Annotated in this window: 9 protein-coding genes; 3 read left to right on the forward strand and 6 right to left on the reverse strand. The window is 31.0% G+C overall.

Annotated elements, in window-relative coordinates; all coding sequences use genetic code 11:
* Positions 1-3: 3 nt before the first annotated feature.
* Together GCL57_RS13665 and GCL57_RS13670 are read right to left on the reverse strand one after the other, a co-directional pair.
* Positions 4-4461, reverse strand: a complete 4458-nt coding sequence (locus tag GCL57_RS13665; protein WP_152213914.1) for a type I polyketide synthase — start codon at positions 4459-4461, stop codon at positions 4-6.
* Positions 4448-7648 (reverse strand): non-ribosomal peptide synthetase, encoded by a 3201-nt coding sequence (locus GCL57_RS13670; protein ID WP_152213915.1) that lies wholly within the window; start codon positions 7646-7648, stop codon positions 4448-4450. Before GCL57_RS13670 ends, GCL57_RS13665 begins: the two co-directional genes overlap by 14 nt.
* A 530-nt stretch (positions 7649-8178) precedes the next feature.
* Between GCL57_RS13670 and GCL57_RS13675 the strand changes: the two genes are divergently transcribed.
* Positions 8179-10092, forward strand: a complete 1914-nt coding sequence (locus tag GCL57_RS13675; protein WP_161597772.1) for a glycoside hydrolase — start codon at positions 8179-8181, stop codon at positions 10090-10092.
* Here the strand turns inward: GCL57_RS13675 and GCL57_RS13680 are convergent.
* The 4 genes from GCL57_RS13680 to GCL57_RS13695 all read right to left on the reverse strand — a co-directional run bounded on the left by GCL57_RS13680 (position 10089) and on the right by GCL57_RS13695 (position 13684).
* Positions 10089-10814 carry a hypothetical protein gene (locus tag GCL57_RS13680; RefSeq protein WP_152213917.1) on the reverse strand — a complete coding sequence of 242 codons (726 nt, stop codon included), beginning with the start codon at positions 10812-10814 and terminating at the stop codon, positions 10089-10091. The genes GCL57_RS13675 and GCL57_RS13680 overlap by 4 nt on opposite strands.
* A gap of 21 nt (positions 10815-10835) precedes the next feature.
* Positions 10836-12044 carry a tetratricopeptide repeat protein gene (locus GCL57_RS13685; RefSeq protein ID WP_152213918.1) on the reverse strand — a complete coding sequence of 403 codons (1209 nt, stop codon included), beginning with the start codon at positions 12042-12044 and terminating at the stop codon, positions 10836-10838.
* An 82-nt stretch (positions 12045-12126) separates the two neighbouring features.
* Positions 12127-12768, reverse strand: a complete 642-nt coding sequence (locus GCL57_RS13690) for a hypothetical protein (RefSeq protein WP_152213919.1) — start codon at positions 12766-12768, stop codon at positions 12127-12129.
* A gap of 34 nt (positions 12769-12802) precedes the next feature.
* Positions 12803-13684, reverse strand: coding sequence for a hypothetical protein (locus GCL57_RS13695; protein WP_152213920.1), 882 nt, complete (start codon positions 13682-13684; stop codon positions 12803-12805).
* A gap of 47 nt (positions 13685-13731) precedes the next feature.
* Between GCL57_RS13695 and tyrS the strand changes: the two genes are divergently transcribed.
* Positions 13732-14997, forward strand: a complete 1266-nt coding sequence (gene tyrS / locus GCL57_RS13700; protein WP_152213921.1) for a tyrosine--tRNA ligase — start codon at positions 13732-13734, stop codon at positions 14995-14997.
* A 12-nt stretch (positions 14998-15009) separates the two neighbouring features.
* On the forward strand, positions 15010-16335 hold the full coding sequence (locus tag GCL57_RS13705; RefSeq protein ID WP_152213922.1) for a hypothetical protein: 1326 nt from the start codon (positions 15010-15012) through the stop codon (positions 16333-16335).
* Positions 16336-16337 lie beyond the last annotated feature (2 nt).

A 16337-nucleotide genomic window follows, 5' to 3' on the forward strand; every position in this document is an offset into this window, starting at 1 on the left:
TTACTACAAATCTTCCATTAATTTATTTAATAAATTCTCATCAATTTCAGACAATTTTTTTTGAATAATATATTCTGACATTTTTATTGCAGTAGGATTTTCAAACAATGTTTGTAAAGAAAATTCAATTTGAAAATTCTCTCTAACTTGCGCAGTAAGTTTTGTCGCTAATAAAGAATGTCCCCCTAGTTCAAAGAAATTATCTGTTATTCCAATTCCTTTAATTCCAAGAAGTGACTCTAATATTTCAATAATATTAATTTCTATTTCATCCCGTGGTGCCAAATATGGATTTAATAAATTTGGTCGACTGTGATTTTTATTAAAATCTTCACCTTTTTTTTGATTTGATTTATTTTCTTGATTGATCCAGCTTTGAATACGTTCATCAAGATTTTTAGTAGAAACAATAACACGTCCTAAAAAACCAGAATTCATAATATCCAAAAATACTTGGCATCCTTCGCCTTCTGAAATAGATAAATCCATTAATTTTTCTTCAAAATGAGATAAATTTTCATTCTCAAAAACCCAAGCATCCCAATTTATTGAAATGAGAGGTGTGTTTAAAATTGAATTATTATTAATTTGGACAAACTCATCAAGATATATATTTGCTGCAGCATATGCTGCATGGCCAAGACCAGCTAAAATAGAAGAGATAGATGAAAATAAACAGCAGAAATCAAAAGTTTTATTGTGCAATAATTTTTCAAGAACTTTTACACCTTCAATCTTTGCTTTAAAATGGCTTCTAAAATCATTTTCAGTTAGTTCTTCAACTATTTTAAACGATTCTTCCTTTAAATCAGCTGCAGCATGAATAATTCCATGTACAATTCCAAATTTTCTCTCCGCTTGACGCAAAGCATCGCTCATTTCTTCATAATCAGCAACATTTGCTTTTAAGAGCAACGTTTCTACCCCGTCCTCTTTTAATTCATTTAGCCTTTTTATTCTTTTAACAAGAAGAGTTGAACTGTCATTATTTTCAATTATATTTTTCCATTGGCCATCATCTGGAAAATCCGTTCTAGAAATTAAGACAATTTTTGCTTTGTACTCTTTGCCAAGTATTCCAGCTAAAGCTAAGCCGATGTTACCTAAGCCTCCTGTTATTAAATACACTCCACCCTCTTTTAAATGAGAGGATATGTTTTTATTTTGAGTTAACTTAATGTTTTCAAAAGTTGGCAACCAACGTAGCTTATTTCGATAAGCTACGATACTATTTCTTCTTTCTGAAGAAAACTCTTTCTCTATAAAATTTAATATATCTTTAGAGTATTGTAAAAAATTATCTAAATCTAAGTGCAAATAATTTATATTTGGAAATTCTTGAGAAACAGATTTAAGAACTCCTATAAAGAGTGAACTTTCTGGCCTTATATTTTGTTCACATCCATTTACCAAATATGCCTGCTCTGTTATACAAGAAATACAAATACTATTTATAATTTTACATTTAATAATAGATTTAATTAGATTTAACAAATCAAAAATGCAAATATTTTTAGAAATATAAACAATTCTTAATTCCTCATTTTTCTCCAATGAAATCAGTTTTAATACTTTTTCAAAGTGATTTTGTTGAGAATATTCTATTGAATATTTATTTTCATCAATTTTTGCAAAATTATCACTATCAATAGCAAAAAAAGAATTCTTATTATTTCTCATTAAATAATCTAAATCACTCAAGTCATCTTTATTTAGCAAATATAAATATTTAATTATTTTCTGCTTTTCATCTTTATAATCTATCAATCTTTCATATGACTGTCTCTTCCATATCTGACCATATAACCAATCTGTAGAGTCATTGCGAATATTTATACTCTCACCTTTACCTTTATCAATCCAATATCTTTGACGTTGAAATGGATAAGTTGGGAGAGGTATACGACCGCGACTTTCATGTGTGTATATATTTTCCCATTTTATTGCGATTCCATTTAACCATAGTTTTCCTAAAGTCTCTAAAAAAGCAATGGTGCTTGATTTATCTTCTTTTGCATGTGGCATTGTCATCAATGTTGTTGCGTGGGAATCATTTGTATTTTTCAGCATATTAATTAAGGAATGCCCCGGTCCAACTTCAAGATAAATATTATTTTCATTTTGAAGCAAGGTTTCAAGACCTTCAGAAAACCGAACTGTTTTTACAATATGCTGAGCCCAATAATCCAAATGGGTTGCTTCTTCATTTAAAATCCACTTTCCTGATAAATTTGAAATAAAACGAATTTTAGGTGCATTAAACTGAACTGTTTTTAATATATTCTTGAATTTCGGTAACATTTCTTCCATTTGCTGCGAGTGGAATGCATGCGAAGTAAATAATAATTTTGATTCAATATTGTGAAATGAAAGTTTCTTTTGAAGCCGTTCCATTGCAACCTGAGAGCCAGAAGCAACGCAAAGATTTTTACCGTTAATCGCCGCTAATGACATATCATTTTCTAGATATTTTTTTAATTCACTTTCGCTCAGTACAACTGAAAGCATTTTACCAGAAGCTAATTCCTGCATGTATTTGCCACGCATACAAACAATTTTTATAGCATCTTGAAGGGTAAAAACTTCAGCTATGCAAGCTGCTACATATTCACCAATGCTATGACCAATCATTGCATTGGGCTCAACTCCATAATGTCCCAAAAGTTTTACTAAACAATATTCAATCACAAATAAGACTGGTTGTGTCACATATGTCTGATTCAAAATCTCATTTTGAATGTTTTCTTGCGAAAATAGAATATTTTTTATTTTCATATCTAAATATTTATCAACTAATTGACAACAAATATCAAAATTTTCTTTGAAAATTTCTTCTTCAAGATATAAGTGATATGCCATATTTATATATTGAGATCCTTGACCAGGAAACATAAAAACAAGATCCATTTTATGTTGTGGAGCTTTATTTGAATAAATAAATTTATTATTTTTACTTAAAATTTTATCAATGCAGTCATTCTTAGTATTTGAAACAAAAAAACTTCTGTGTTTAAATTCATTTCGACCCATTTGCAATGTAAATGCGACGTCTGCCAGATTTTCTTCAGTTTTTTCTAAATAACCCGCTAAATTTAAATTTGCTGCACTTAAAGCTGTTTCTGATTTTGCTGACGTTATAAAAATATGTTGTGACCTTAACGAATCTCTTTTATTTTTTAAAGGAGCTTCTTCAACTATTACATGCGCATTTGTTCCACCAATACCAAAAGAACTGACAGCAGCTCTTCGAGGCAAATAACACTCATTCCAATCTTTTAATTTTGCATTGACATAAAATCCAGAATTATTAAATTGAATTTTAGGATTAGGATTATTAAAATTTATGCTTGGTGGTATTTTTTTATTTTTTAATGATAAAATTATTTTGATCAGTCCAGCAATACCTGCTGCGGTATTTAGATGACCAATATTTGCCTTAACGGAACCTAAACCACAATTGAAATCACTTATTTTTCTACTTTCAAAAGCTTCTTTAAGAGCATTTATTTCAATGGGATCACCTAAATGAGTCCCCGTACCATGAGTTTCTACATATGAGATATGATCAGAGGGTATATTTGCTATTTCAAGAGCCTCTGCAATCACCCGTGCCTGTCCACGAACGCTGGGTGCGGTGTAACCAATTTTTTCAGATCCATCATTATTGGCCGCACTTGCACGAATAATACAATGAATTGTATCATTATCTGCAATCGCATCTTCTAAGCGTTTTAAGACAACGACACCAAGACCATTTCCTTCTACTGTGCCTTGGGCTTTTTCATCAAAAGGTCTGCAATGCCCATCAGGTGAAAGAATGCTGCCTTCTTGATAAATATAGCCTTCATCTTGCGTCACATTTATAGAAACACCACCCGCTAAAGATAAATCACTCTCATAATTTAATAAACTTCTACATGCTTGATGAACCGCAATTAAAGAAGTTGAACAGGTTGTATTTACATCAATACTTGGACCTGTTAGATTGAGTTTATAAGATATTGGAGTTGATATTGAATCATTTCCATTTGAAATTTGCAGCAATCCATAGGAATTTATCAAATCTTTTCTTGAAAGAATATTAAAAATTAAATAGGAACTTATTGCAGATCCCAGGTAAACTGAAGCTTTTCCATTGAATTTTCCACTTACATATCCGCTATTTTCAAGAGCTTCAACAGCACACTCGAGCATTGCTCTTTGTTGAGGATCCATTATCTCAGCTTCTCTAGGAGAAAAGCCAAAATATTCTGCATCAAAATACTCAATTCTATCTAAATACCCAAATATATTAATGTGATTTTTATTTTTTGATTTCAGTCCTTCTATTACTCTTACAGACTCTTTTCCTTGTAAAATATTATTCCAAAATTCTTCAACATTATTTGCTTCTGGAAATCTCCCACTCAGGCCGATAACAGCAACAGAGCCTGCATATTCATTTAAATCAAGATTTGACATGAGACTTCCTTATATTCATATTATATCTTTGCTTATTAATTGCTTGTCGCTGTTTCTGCGCTGAATTAATTGTACTTTCATCTATAATTGATTTCCCACTTTGAGAACTTAAGAACTGAGATAAACTTTTTACTGTGGGATACTGAAATAAGATCATAACTTCTAAATTTGTTTTTAATAGTTCTTCAATTTTTTTATGCACAGATAAAATCATTAATGAATGAGCACCTAAATCAAAAAAATTATCTTCTATACTTATTTCTTCTACTCCCAATGTTTCTTTCCAGATTTGGGCAATTTGATTTTCAAGCTCATTCCTAGGTTTAAATATTTCAATTTTTTGAAATAAATTATATTCCATTTTTCTTAATTCATCTTTATCAACTTTACCATTTTGATTTAACGGAATATAATCAATGAATATATAACGAGCAGGAATCATATAATCGGGCAAATAATTTTTAATAAATTCTTTAATCACATTAGTTTCAATCTTTTTCTTTTTATCACAGACAATATATGCAGTTAAATAATTTTCACCATGAGCATTTTTTTGCGCTAAAACAATTGTATTTAAAATATCTTGATGCTTAAATAATACGTTTTCAATTTCACCTAGTTCAACCCTAAAACCACGTACCTTTATCTGTTCATCTATGCGCCCAATAAATTCAATTTGTCCATCAGGTAAATAGCGAGCAAGATCGCCTGTTCGATACAATCGTGTATTCAATTCAGCATTAAATGGATTTGGTATAAATTTATCTGCTGTTAATTCTGGCTTATTTAAATAACAACGAGCTAAATTTTCTCCCGCAATAAGTAATTCACCAACCTGTCCAATGGGAACTAAATTAAAATAGGAATCCGTTATATATAATTGACTGCCATCTATTGGACGACCAATGGGAATTTGTTCATTATTAAGGGACTTAAAGTTATTTTGAGAGTATTTCCAAATTGATGAGATAATTGTTCCTTCAGTTGGGCCATAAGTATTTATCCATTTAACTTTATCTTTAAAAAAATGGTTCCACTTAATAAATGAGGAATGATTTGCTTGTTCTCCACCTACTATTACGAGTTTTAGAGTGTTGTATCCTTCAAAATTATCAAGATGATTTACCCATGAATGCCAAAATGCAGTGGGTAAATTTAATATTGATATTTCATTTTTAGAAATAATATTTTGAAAATTTGGAATTGAGATGCCAATCTTATCTGGATATAGTATTAAGCTTGCGCCGCTCATTAAAGTCGGAAATATTTCTTCAATAGATAGATCGAAATTTATTGAGCTAAATTGTAAAACTCGATCATTCTTCGTTATTTCATACTGATTTTGAACAAACAAATTATGATTGAGAAGAGAGCTATGACTAACAACCACGCCTTTCGGCTTTCCTGTTGAACCTGAGGTGTATATAACATAGGCAGCTGAATTTAAATTTGTTACATTATTAATGCTATTATCTGAAAAATTAAATATTTTTTGTAATTTAATTTCATCAATAATATAATCTAAATTTGCGTCTTGAATGATATAATCAATTCTTTCCTTCGGGTATTTAGGATCGAGTGGAACATAAGCTGCTCCTGACTTTAGCACACCTAAAATTGTGATTATAGTGTCGGTAGATTTTGATAAATAAATACCAATAAAATTCTCACTTCCTAAACCTAAACTATTTATAAAATTTGCCACTTGATTTGATTTTTTATCTAGCTCTTCATACGTTATAATTTTATCCTGTATTTTTAACGCTACTCTGTCTGAATTCTTTTTAGCTATATTCATAATATAGCTTATCACAGAAGTATTTATTTTTTCATTTTTTGAATATTTATTCCATTCAGTTAAAATCTTTTTGCTCTCACTTTTACTAATAATTGAATATCCATAAATCAAATAATCTAAATTAAGAGTAACTTCATTTAGAAATTGCAAAAAGGAGTTCTTAAAATTATCTATGAAGGACTCACTAAATTTTGCAGCATTATATTCAATTTTAAATTCAATCATGTTTGGATGCGTCTGATATGCCATTCCTATGTCATTTTGAATTTTTTTTGCTTCATATTTAATTGAGTTAACTTCAACATCTATTAAATCAAGTGGAATTGAGCCTAAAAAAGCTTCAAATAAATCGACATTAAAAAACTGCTGTCCTTTTAAAATATTTTTTTCTCTCAGTCTTTCTACAATCTCTGTCAATGTACATCTTTGATGAAGCTTTGATTGTCGACGTTGAATTGATAATTCATTCAATAATTCTCTAAATGATTTATTATGATCAATTGATATCTGAAATAAAATATTATTTACAAAACATCCAGTACATTCTCGAAATCCAGTTGGCCGCATATTAACTGGATAATTTAAAACGACTGAACTCTGTCCTGAATATCTTAATAAAAGACTACCAAAAAGTGCTGATAGAAAAATAAATATTGATGTTTTTTCTTCTTTTATTATAGCTTTTAATCTCTGATATTTTTCATCTTCCAGTCTAAAAAATATTGATCGTGACTCTTGAGATTCAGTACTTTTTGTTTTTATATCTAAACTTAAATCACTTTTTTTTAAAAGATTTTCCCAATAATCTAAATCTAGATTAATCTCTTCAGCTGTGTAAGTATTTTTTTCAAATTCAACATACTCAGAAAATTGAGGTAATTTTTTATGCTCTATATATTTTCCATTTACTAGAAATGAATTGTATAAATTTGAAAAAATATTAATAAATGTGCTTGCTGTAATTGCATCAGAAATTATGTGATGTATATTTAATATTAATATACAGTGATTTTTATTAACATGCAAAAGCGCAAATTTATATAAGGGATTTTTTTTCAGATTAAATACATGAGATGTAATATTTTCAATATATTTATTAATTTTATCTCTAGAATGAACATTATTATCATCTATATATTCAATATCTAAATCAAGATCTACTTTGTCTAAAATAACCTGATATATTTTTCCATTTTCTTCTCGAATAAAAGTTCTGCATCCTTCAGCATAATAATTCACATAACTTTCTAAGGAGAAAATAATTGCATCAATATTGATCGAACCTTTAAGATCAAAAATAATTGGCGTATTATATGCAATACTATTTGGATTCAGTTGCCATTCAAGCCAAAAGCGCTTTTGATAGTATGAAAGCTCTAACGTTTTCATGAAAACCTCAAATTTTTAAATGATAAAATTCCATTTAACTAAAAATGCTTTTTTTACTGATTAATTTATCTGCATAATTATATAATAGTTATTTGTCGCCAAATAGACTCAACGACAAAAATTAATACTTTGATAACTGTTTTCAGTCTTAAACCATTTTCTTTTCAATTGCAACGTTATAGTGAAAATTCCATTTCATAAAATATTAATAGGAATAAATACTTTTAATCTTAATTATTTAAAATAAAATGATTTTTTTTATAATTTAAAATTTTATATGATACTTGTAAAATTATTTTAACGATTGTTTTGGATATCTATAACATGTCATATTTATTATTGTTATACAATAATAAATCATATCAATTTCATTCTAGAAGTGGTTTTTAATAAAATAAATTTCTTAAATTATTACTCTTTTAATCTTGATTATTTATATTTAACAATATATTATTATTTTCAATATTTAATTGAGTTTTTTTTCTAATTCAATTGAATTATTATTTCATTTCTCTAGTATGGAATCTCAAATGAAAATTCAAAGCCTTATACCAGTAATAACTATACTTTTTACTTTTACGAATGCTTATGGACAAGAAAATAATCTTCAATTTCGATTAAAAAACTGGAAAGCAATAATAAATCCTGAAAGTTTAAAAGTATTGAGTTCGTCTCCAAATGGATTAAATATCCTTACAAATCCAATACAATCAAACTTAGGGTCTATTGATAAATTAAAATTTAATAATTCCTCTGCAAGTTGGGTATTCCCCGAAAAACAACTTACAGTATCCATTAAGGTTGATAATGATAATCTCGTATTTAATTTTACGTCAAATAAAAATCAAATTTTAGAATGGCCCAGTACAAAAGAAGTGACAAACGCTCAAGATCTTATAATACCCGATGGAGAAGGTCTCCTTATTCCTTTAGAAAGTAAATTCTGGCAAAATGCTTTCGAAAAATATTATTCTACAGAATATGAAATGGCATCTGCTATGACCATGCCATTTTATGCAATACGTACTAAAAACTCAATTATTACATACTTATCTGATTCAAGTTTAAATAATTTACTCTATGTTAAAAACTCACAAAATAAAATTTTTGTTACTCAAACCCATGAATTCCGCAAAATTGATAACTACCCTCCCTATCAAATCTCTATAAATTTAATGCAGACGCTTGATCCTCTTGCTCCTGCAAAATTATTTAAAGAAAATTTAATAAAAAACTCTAAATTTAAAACATTGACTCAAAAAGAAAATGAAAACCCTAATATTAAAAAGTTATATGGCGCAATGCACTCCTATGTTTGGGGAACTGGGAGAACTGAAGATTTTTTAAATGATCTTCGTGATCTCAAAATAAATAATCTTTGGATTGGCTCTGATGTGGGGGAGTCAGATAAATATAAAATAACGCAAAATTATATTCAAAAGGCAATAAATTTAGGTTACCTTATTGGACCTTATGACACATGGGAAAATCTACAAAATCCAAAAACAGCCGACACACCACTTGCTATTTTTCCAAATGCTTGGCCCAAAGCAGCTATTATTAATAAGAATGGCTCAGCTAAACCCGGTTTTCAAAACAGAGGTTACGAAGCAAGTTCTCAATATTTTGCTATGCAAAATCCAATAAATAAGGATCTTAAAGATCGCTTAAATAAATTTGCAGAAACGGGAATCAATAGCTATTTTTTAGACGTCGATGCCACAGGCACTTTACATGATGATTATTCACCTACTCACCCTATGAATATTGAAAAAGATTTACAAAATCGCATCAGTCGTCTTAAATTAATTTCTCAAGATAAAAAACTTGTTCTTGGTTCCGAAACAGCAGTTTATCAATTTGTTCCTTATATTGCCTTTGCACATGGAAATGCTTCTGTTTTTAATGGACCCCATTGGAAACTGACTCGTGATAAAAAAACTTATGGCCGTTGGTACCCCACAGAACGTCCCTCATTTTTCTTTAATTCTTTAAATGCTCCCGAAGAATATAAAGAAACAAAATACAATCCTACTTATAGAATTCCTTTATTTCAAACAGTATTTCATGACAGCATTATCACAACTGATCGATGGGAAATACCTATTACTAAATTTAGGAACTTAATGAATGATCGTATTCTTTTAGAATTGCTATATGGTATACCTTCTATTTGGGCACTCGATAAAAAACAAATTAAAATGTATTCTAAAGAGATTAAAAACCTAAATGCTTTCTTTTCACCTCTTCATAAAAAGATCGCCACTCTACCAATGACTCAGTTTGAATGGCTTACAGAAAATAAATGCGTGCAAAGAACTCAGTTTGGTAATGAAGTTCAATTGACAGCAAATTTTTCAAATAATAAATTTGAAAATATTCCTGCAAAAAGCATTGAATTAAATTGGCTTAAAGAAAATAAAAAAGAAATTTATACACCTTAGTGTTTGTCTTTTTTGCCTTCATAGAAGACTTGATCAAAGACCTGTCTTTCTTCAGACATTGTATAAGAAGCTCTTGTATCTTTAATAAGTTTTGTTGCAAACTCTAAGACTTCTTGTAAATCACAATTTTGAATTCCTTTATTGATAAAATTCATTAATCCTTCATTTATTTTCTTTTGCGCTGCCAATGCATGTTCAATTCTTTGTGTTTGAATATCTTCAAAATTAAGAGATTGAATCATGGTATAAACCTGTGGACGTAATCTTTCCTCTAATCGACACACACTTTCCATACGTTTTGAAATATCAGACCAAATGTGATCATAAGCATTAGGACCTATATTTCCATCTTGCCCATTGGCTTCAGCTGATTTTTCAACAGCACTTCTAATTCCCGGTGGCAACAGTGCAGGATTCGCTTGCTCTGCTGCTTCAGCAAAAATATCATCTGCACGTGAGTTTGCTCGACTGTTTAAAGTCGCTGCTTCGTTATGTGTTGATTTATTAAATAAACTTTCAAATATTTCTTGAGCTGAACGACCTTCCTCTACCACTAAATTGTCCATTTGCTGAATAGCTGAAGACATAGCTTCAACAAATGCTCTTACATTCGCCTGCAAATCTATGAGTTGATATTCCATTAACACTGAAAAATGGAAAAGCAATTGAACAATCATGTGTTCAGGACTTTTTGCACTTGCAAAAGGGAGTTCTTTTTCCATTATAGCTCTCCGTCACTTATTTCATTCTTCAAAACTCGCGCCTAATTCTGTTAACTTATCTTTTGCCTTCGTATAATTAGGATCTATTTTTACTATACGACGCAGCACTTTAATTGCTTCGTCTTTTTTATCCCATAAAATTAACGTTACAGCCTTATTAAAGAGGACAAGATGATTATCGGGTTGTTTCTTTAAAATTTGATTGTAAGTTTGCACAGCCTTCTCATAATCTTTTGAGTCTCGGTAACAAATAGCTAAGGAGTTTGTAAAACTAACATTTTCAGGATCAAGATGAACTGCCTCTTTCAAAAGCTTTAAGGCATTAACATAATCTTTTTTAGAAAAATGACAAAAACCTAAGCGCTCAATAATATAAGGATGTTTTAATCCAGCTCCCGTTGCAATACTTAAAATCTGAATACATTCATCGATTTTATTTTGCTTTAATAGCATTTCAGTACAGCTTTCATAGCGAACAATATTTAATGGACTTACAGCAACTGCCTTTTTTAAATCTTCTAATGATTTCTCGTTTTCATTCATTTCTGAATATATTTCTGCGCGAACAACATAGGCATGCACATAATTTTCATTTCGTTCAATACCTTGTGTGGCATACTTTAGTGCTTCTTCAAGTTGTTTTTTAATTAAAAGAATTCTCGCCATACCTACAGGTGGACGAGCAGCTTTATGAGAAACTTTCAGTAATTCTTGATAAACTCTTAGCGCTTCATCAAATTCTTTATCGCGTATTTTTGATTTTGCAAATTCATAAATGCGTTCAGGATTTCTAGGATTGATAAATGCATTATATGCGCTTCGGATTTTTGGCATTAAATCGCCTTGAGAAATGGGACGAACTAAGAGATCATCCATCCCAACCTCTAAAGCGTACATCAATTCACCTTTATTAAGTGCTTTTGAAATAAGAACAAAGGCAGGACGATAACAATTGTGATCTTCACTTAATTCTTTAAGCATATCGTAGCCATTTACAAATTCGAGATCGTCTCCTTCAATGGCGATGTGGACTGGCTTAACTTTTAATTCTGCTAACGAAGCATGACCATCGCGATCTGTCTTAATATTAGCAAAGCCAAGTTTCTGCAAATGGTGTTTTATAATAAGACGAATTTCATTATGGGCCTCACCAACATGAATGGAAAGATCTGTGCTAAATGGAGTTGGCTCACTGACACCAAACATCTTAAATAAGTCGGTATTTTCCACTCCAGATAGCCTCCAAGTGAAGCTTTATGCCTCAAGAAACCCATCAAAACTCTTTATTCTGGCCAAAGAAAATATATGTAAATTATTGTCCTAAACCAGTTGCTAAGAGCTTTCTTCCTTGAGGAAAAAGAACTTCAATTTTATTACGCCCACTTTCAGCCACCACAAACCCAATTCCAAAAGATTTATGATTTAGAATTTCCCCAGGTTTGAATCGTACAGAAGCCTTATACTCTTTAGCATGTGATATGTTATTTTTTTGTGCACTTAATCGAGCTTCGTATTGAGCTATATCTTCAGAAGTTCCGGCTTGCATACTCAATGGCAATTGAGCTGCAGATTTAGAGCTAACTCTTGAGTCTGAATCGTCTTTTTTTCTAACCTTTGATTTAGACTTACTTTTTTTCTTAGTGCCGCCATCCTCTCCAGTCAAACGTTTAGCTCCGGCGTCTAGGTCAAGATCTTGTTCTTCATCACGTTCCATTTCCCGAGTTCCTCCTTTTGCTAATTCAGCCTCAGATTTGGGTGAGCGATATTGTTTTTCTGACTTACAGGTATTGCATAATACCTTATCAGGCTTATTATTTGCGCCACAAGTAACAATAGTATGAGTTAAATTCATCTTGCAACGATTGCAGTGTGCTAAAATGTCATTTCCAACTCGAGATGAAGACTTTGACTGCGATGAAATAAAAAGTGAATTCGGACCATCCGTAATTGCCATTTTTCCTCCAAATGGATCCAACGTGAACTAAAAATTAAAGAGAGAGAGCGATCTGTGCGCCCGCTGTTTGCCTGAGTGTTGTATCATTGGAATCAGTCTTGACAAGTGTATAATAGAGACGAAGCACTGGGCCATTAAAAAAAATTCCTGTCCCCCAAAAAAATCGTGATTCTCTTGGATTGTAACCAACACTCCCTTTAATATCAAAGAATTTATGAACTGCAACATTTAAACCACTGACCGCACTTAAAAATCCTGAGTTAGAATCAAACAGGGCATCTGCATTTACTGTATAATAACCATCAAGAATTACAGTTGAAACACCTGCATCAAATACTGTTGGATTAAATTTATCAAACATACCATTGCTACTCAAACCAAGAAAAATCGGCCTCCCACTTGCGAGATCAATTTGATAAAATAAACCAGCTCCGATTCTATAATTTTCTTTATCCCATTTCCATTTTTCACTCAGATTTAGCTGCTGATATTCTCCTGAAACACCAATGCTCAAATTTTTTATCTGAGTCATTTGATATGCAAGTCCAAGAGTAAAGCGCCTATCTCTATTAATATCATCATTTAAAAAAGTTTCTCGCGCTCTAAAAACAGCTGCAATGGGAGTGGATGAAGAATCAAATATTCCTAATTCCATTAAATCCACTTGATTTTGCAAAGCCGCTCCACCAAAAAAATAATATTCTTTTTTTAAAGCTGGTAAAAGAGCAGGATTGGCATCAACCATTGAAGCATCACCAGGAGCAGCCGCCCCTGCTCCGCTAAGTGCAGCAAAGGTTGAAGTTGGGGACATTAATGAATAAAAAGACTTAGGTGTATCTGCAAAAGTTTGTGATTGCATAAGAAAATTGGCTAAACAACACTGGACAAAAATAATATTCTTTAGTTTAAAAGACATTTTGAACTCCAAAAGAGATGCTTTCCATACAGAAAGGAAAAGATATCATGACGGCAAAAGATTCTCTTATCTCAAGGCTTCGCGAGCGCGGCCTCATTGCACAAATTAGCCACGAAGAAGAATTAGAACAATTGCTTAATAAAGGAAACAAAAATGAAAAAGGATTAACTCATGCAGCCTATTGCGGGTTTGATCCCACTGCAGCAAGCCTACATGTTGGAAATTTAGCTGCACTTATGATGCTCAGACGTGCTCAAAACGCAGGCTTGCAACCAATTGTTCTTTTTGGAGGAGCCACAGGTCTCATTGGAGATCCCACCGGCCGAACAGATATGAGACCGATGAATAGCAAAGAACAAATTGCTCACTATGTTGAAAATTTTAAAACACTCGTCAATCAATATTTTGACCTCAATGCATCAAATGCCCCTATTTTTGTAAATAATATTGATTGGATTGGGCCAATGAGTTGGATTGACTTTTCACGCAACGTAGGGTGCCATTTCACAGTTGCTCGCTTGCTTTCTGCTGAAGTAAATAAAACACGCTTTCAAGAGGGTGGCTTGACTTTTATGGAGCTAGGTTATCAATTACTTCAATCTTATGATTTCCTGCATCTATTTCAAAAATACAACTGCATAATCCAATTTGGAGGAGATGACCAATGGTCAAACGTTCTCGGTGGAGCCGATCTCATTCGTAGAGTTGAAAGTGGTAAAGCATTTGCCGTAACAACTCCTCTTCTTATAGGGAGTGATGGTAAAAAGTTTGGCAAAACGGCAGGAAATGCTATTTGGCTCGATGCAAAAATGACGTCACCCTATGACTTTTTTCAGTTTTTCCGCAATGTACACGATGCTGATGTAGCAAAAATGCTGAAGGTCTTTACTCTCATTGAACTAGACGAAATTGAAAAAATATTTGAGAATCCAAATATAAATGAAGTTAAAGAATTTATGGCGTTTGAAATTACAAGAATCGTACATGGAGAAGCAGAGGCTAATAAAGCTCTTGAAACTTCAAAAACTCTTTTTACAGGCAAAAGTGGGGATCTCTCAAATGCACCTACGACAGAAGTTTCAAAATCTGAATTAGAGGCTGGATTAGACATTTTAGCACTCCTCGTCAAATGCAAATTGTCTACAAGCCGAGGAGAAGCACGTAAACTTGTTCAAGGAAATGGCTTATATTTAAATGGTGAAAAGTTTATTAATTTTTCACATAAAATTTTAGAAAGTGATTTTCAAACAGAACAAAACACACTTGTACTTAGAAAAGGAAAAAAAGACTATCACCTAGTCAAACTTGTATAGGTAAATACACAGATGAAATTTACTAAGTATTCAAAAAGCACCTCTTTTATTTTTTTCTTGGTTTTAATAGATGGTTGTTCACTAAATATATTTAGCAATGATGATTCCGTCCCTAAAGGATATGAAAAGTTTAATTTTTCACCACTGTATAATCCAACTGAACTTATTCGTGACTCATTAGATAAAAGCATAAGTTCATTGAATGAAATAAAACCAGTTTTTAACCAAAAGACACAAACTCTTGATCAACACATTGATTATTTTATTATCGATAATAATTCTTTTAAAGAAATTCTATTGGAGCAATCATTTACTGATTTTATTTCCCAACTCCCTACTTTTCCAGATCAAGACATTTTAAAGAGTGCTAAAAAACAAATAGTTTCTTCATTTATTATGAATGCTATACCCGAGAATTTATTCGATCAGAATTATCAAATGGACGATCTTTTCCTTTTCAAAAAATACGGTTCAAAAACAAGTGAAGATAAGACTGCAAAAGTTAAAATTATTAATTCTGATTTAAATGATATTTCTATCAATGATAATCTTGCAGTTAAAATATCGACTCGCATATATTACTCTAGAAATTTATATGAAAGCATTATATTTCCTATAATAGATGATACAATTTCTCAATCTAAATCCACTTGGGAGTTCACCTTACAATGCGCACAAGCTCAAATTACAAACGCAAAAGGTATACAATATTTGGTAAAGCCTTGGCCAAGAATTGTTATTTTACAAACCAATTCAACCTCTAACTTAACTGATAAATATATATTGATTAAAAATTCTTTAATTAAAAATTCAGTGGATGAATTTATTTTTACTCCATCAACAAGCTTTTTACAAAATACAAAAAGGCAATTTATTTTAAATGAAAATGGCTTTCCGCCTAGTAGTACAATTAACAATACATTATACGCTTTTAACATACCAAATTCTTATGGCCACAATTACTCATATTTTCAAGATGGAATGTCAAGTTTTTTTTCGCATTTATCATCTTTAATCACTGATCAAGATCATGCTTATAACTCATACTCAAGTTGGCAAACTTTAATAAATAAATCTTATGTAGAAGTCTCACGCAAATTAAATCCAGATCATTCCATACCAGATTATAACAAAATATTATCAGTTCATTACTTAAATAAAGAAAATAATCCTGTAGATATTTCTTACTCTCAAGACTTTCAAACTGGTGGAATACACTACATAGACGTAAAGAATGTAAATAAAATTTTATTGTCTTACTCGAAAGAAAAAGACGCCAAATATCTTGGAATTTCTGAAAATTTCTTAACAAATACTTGCAATTCATTAATGAAATAGAA

This window comes from Fluviispira multicolorata, from assembly GCF_009208585.1.
Lineage (GTDB): Bacteria > Bdellovibrionota_B > Oligoflexia > Silvanigrellales > Silvanigrellaceae > Silvanigrella > Silvanigrella multicolorata.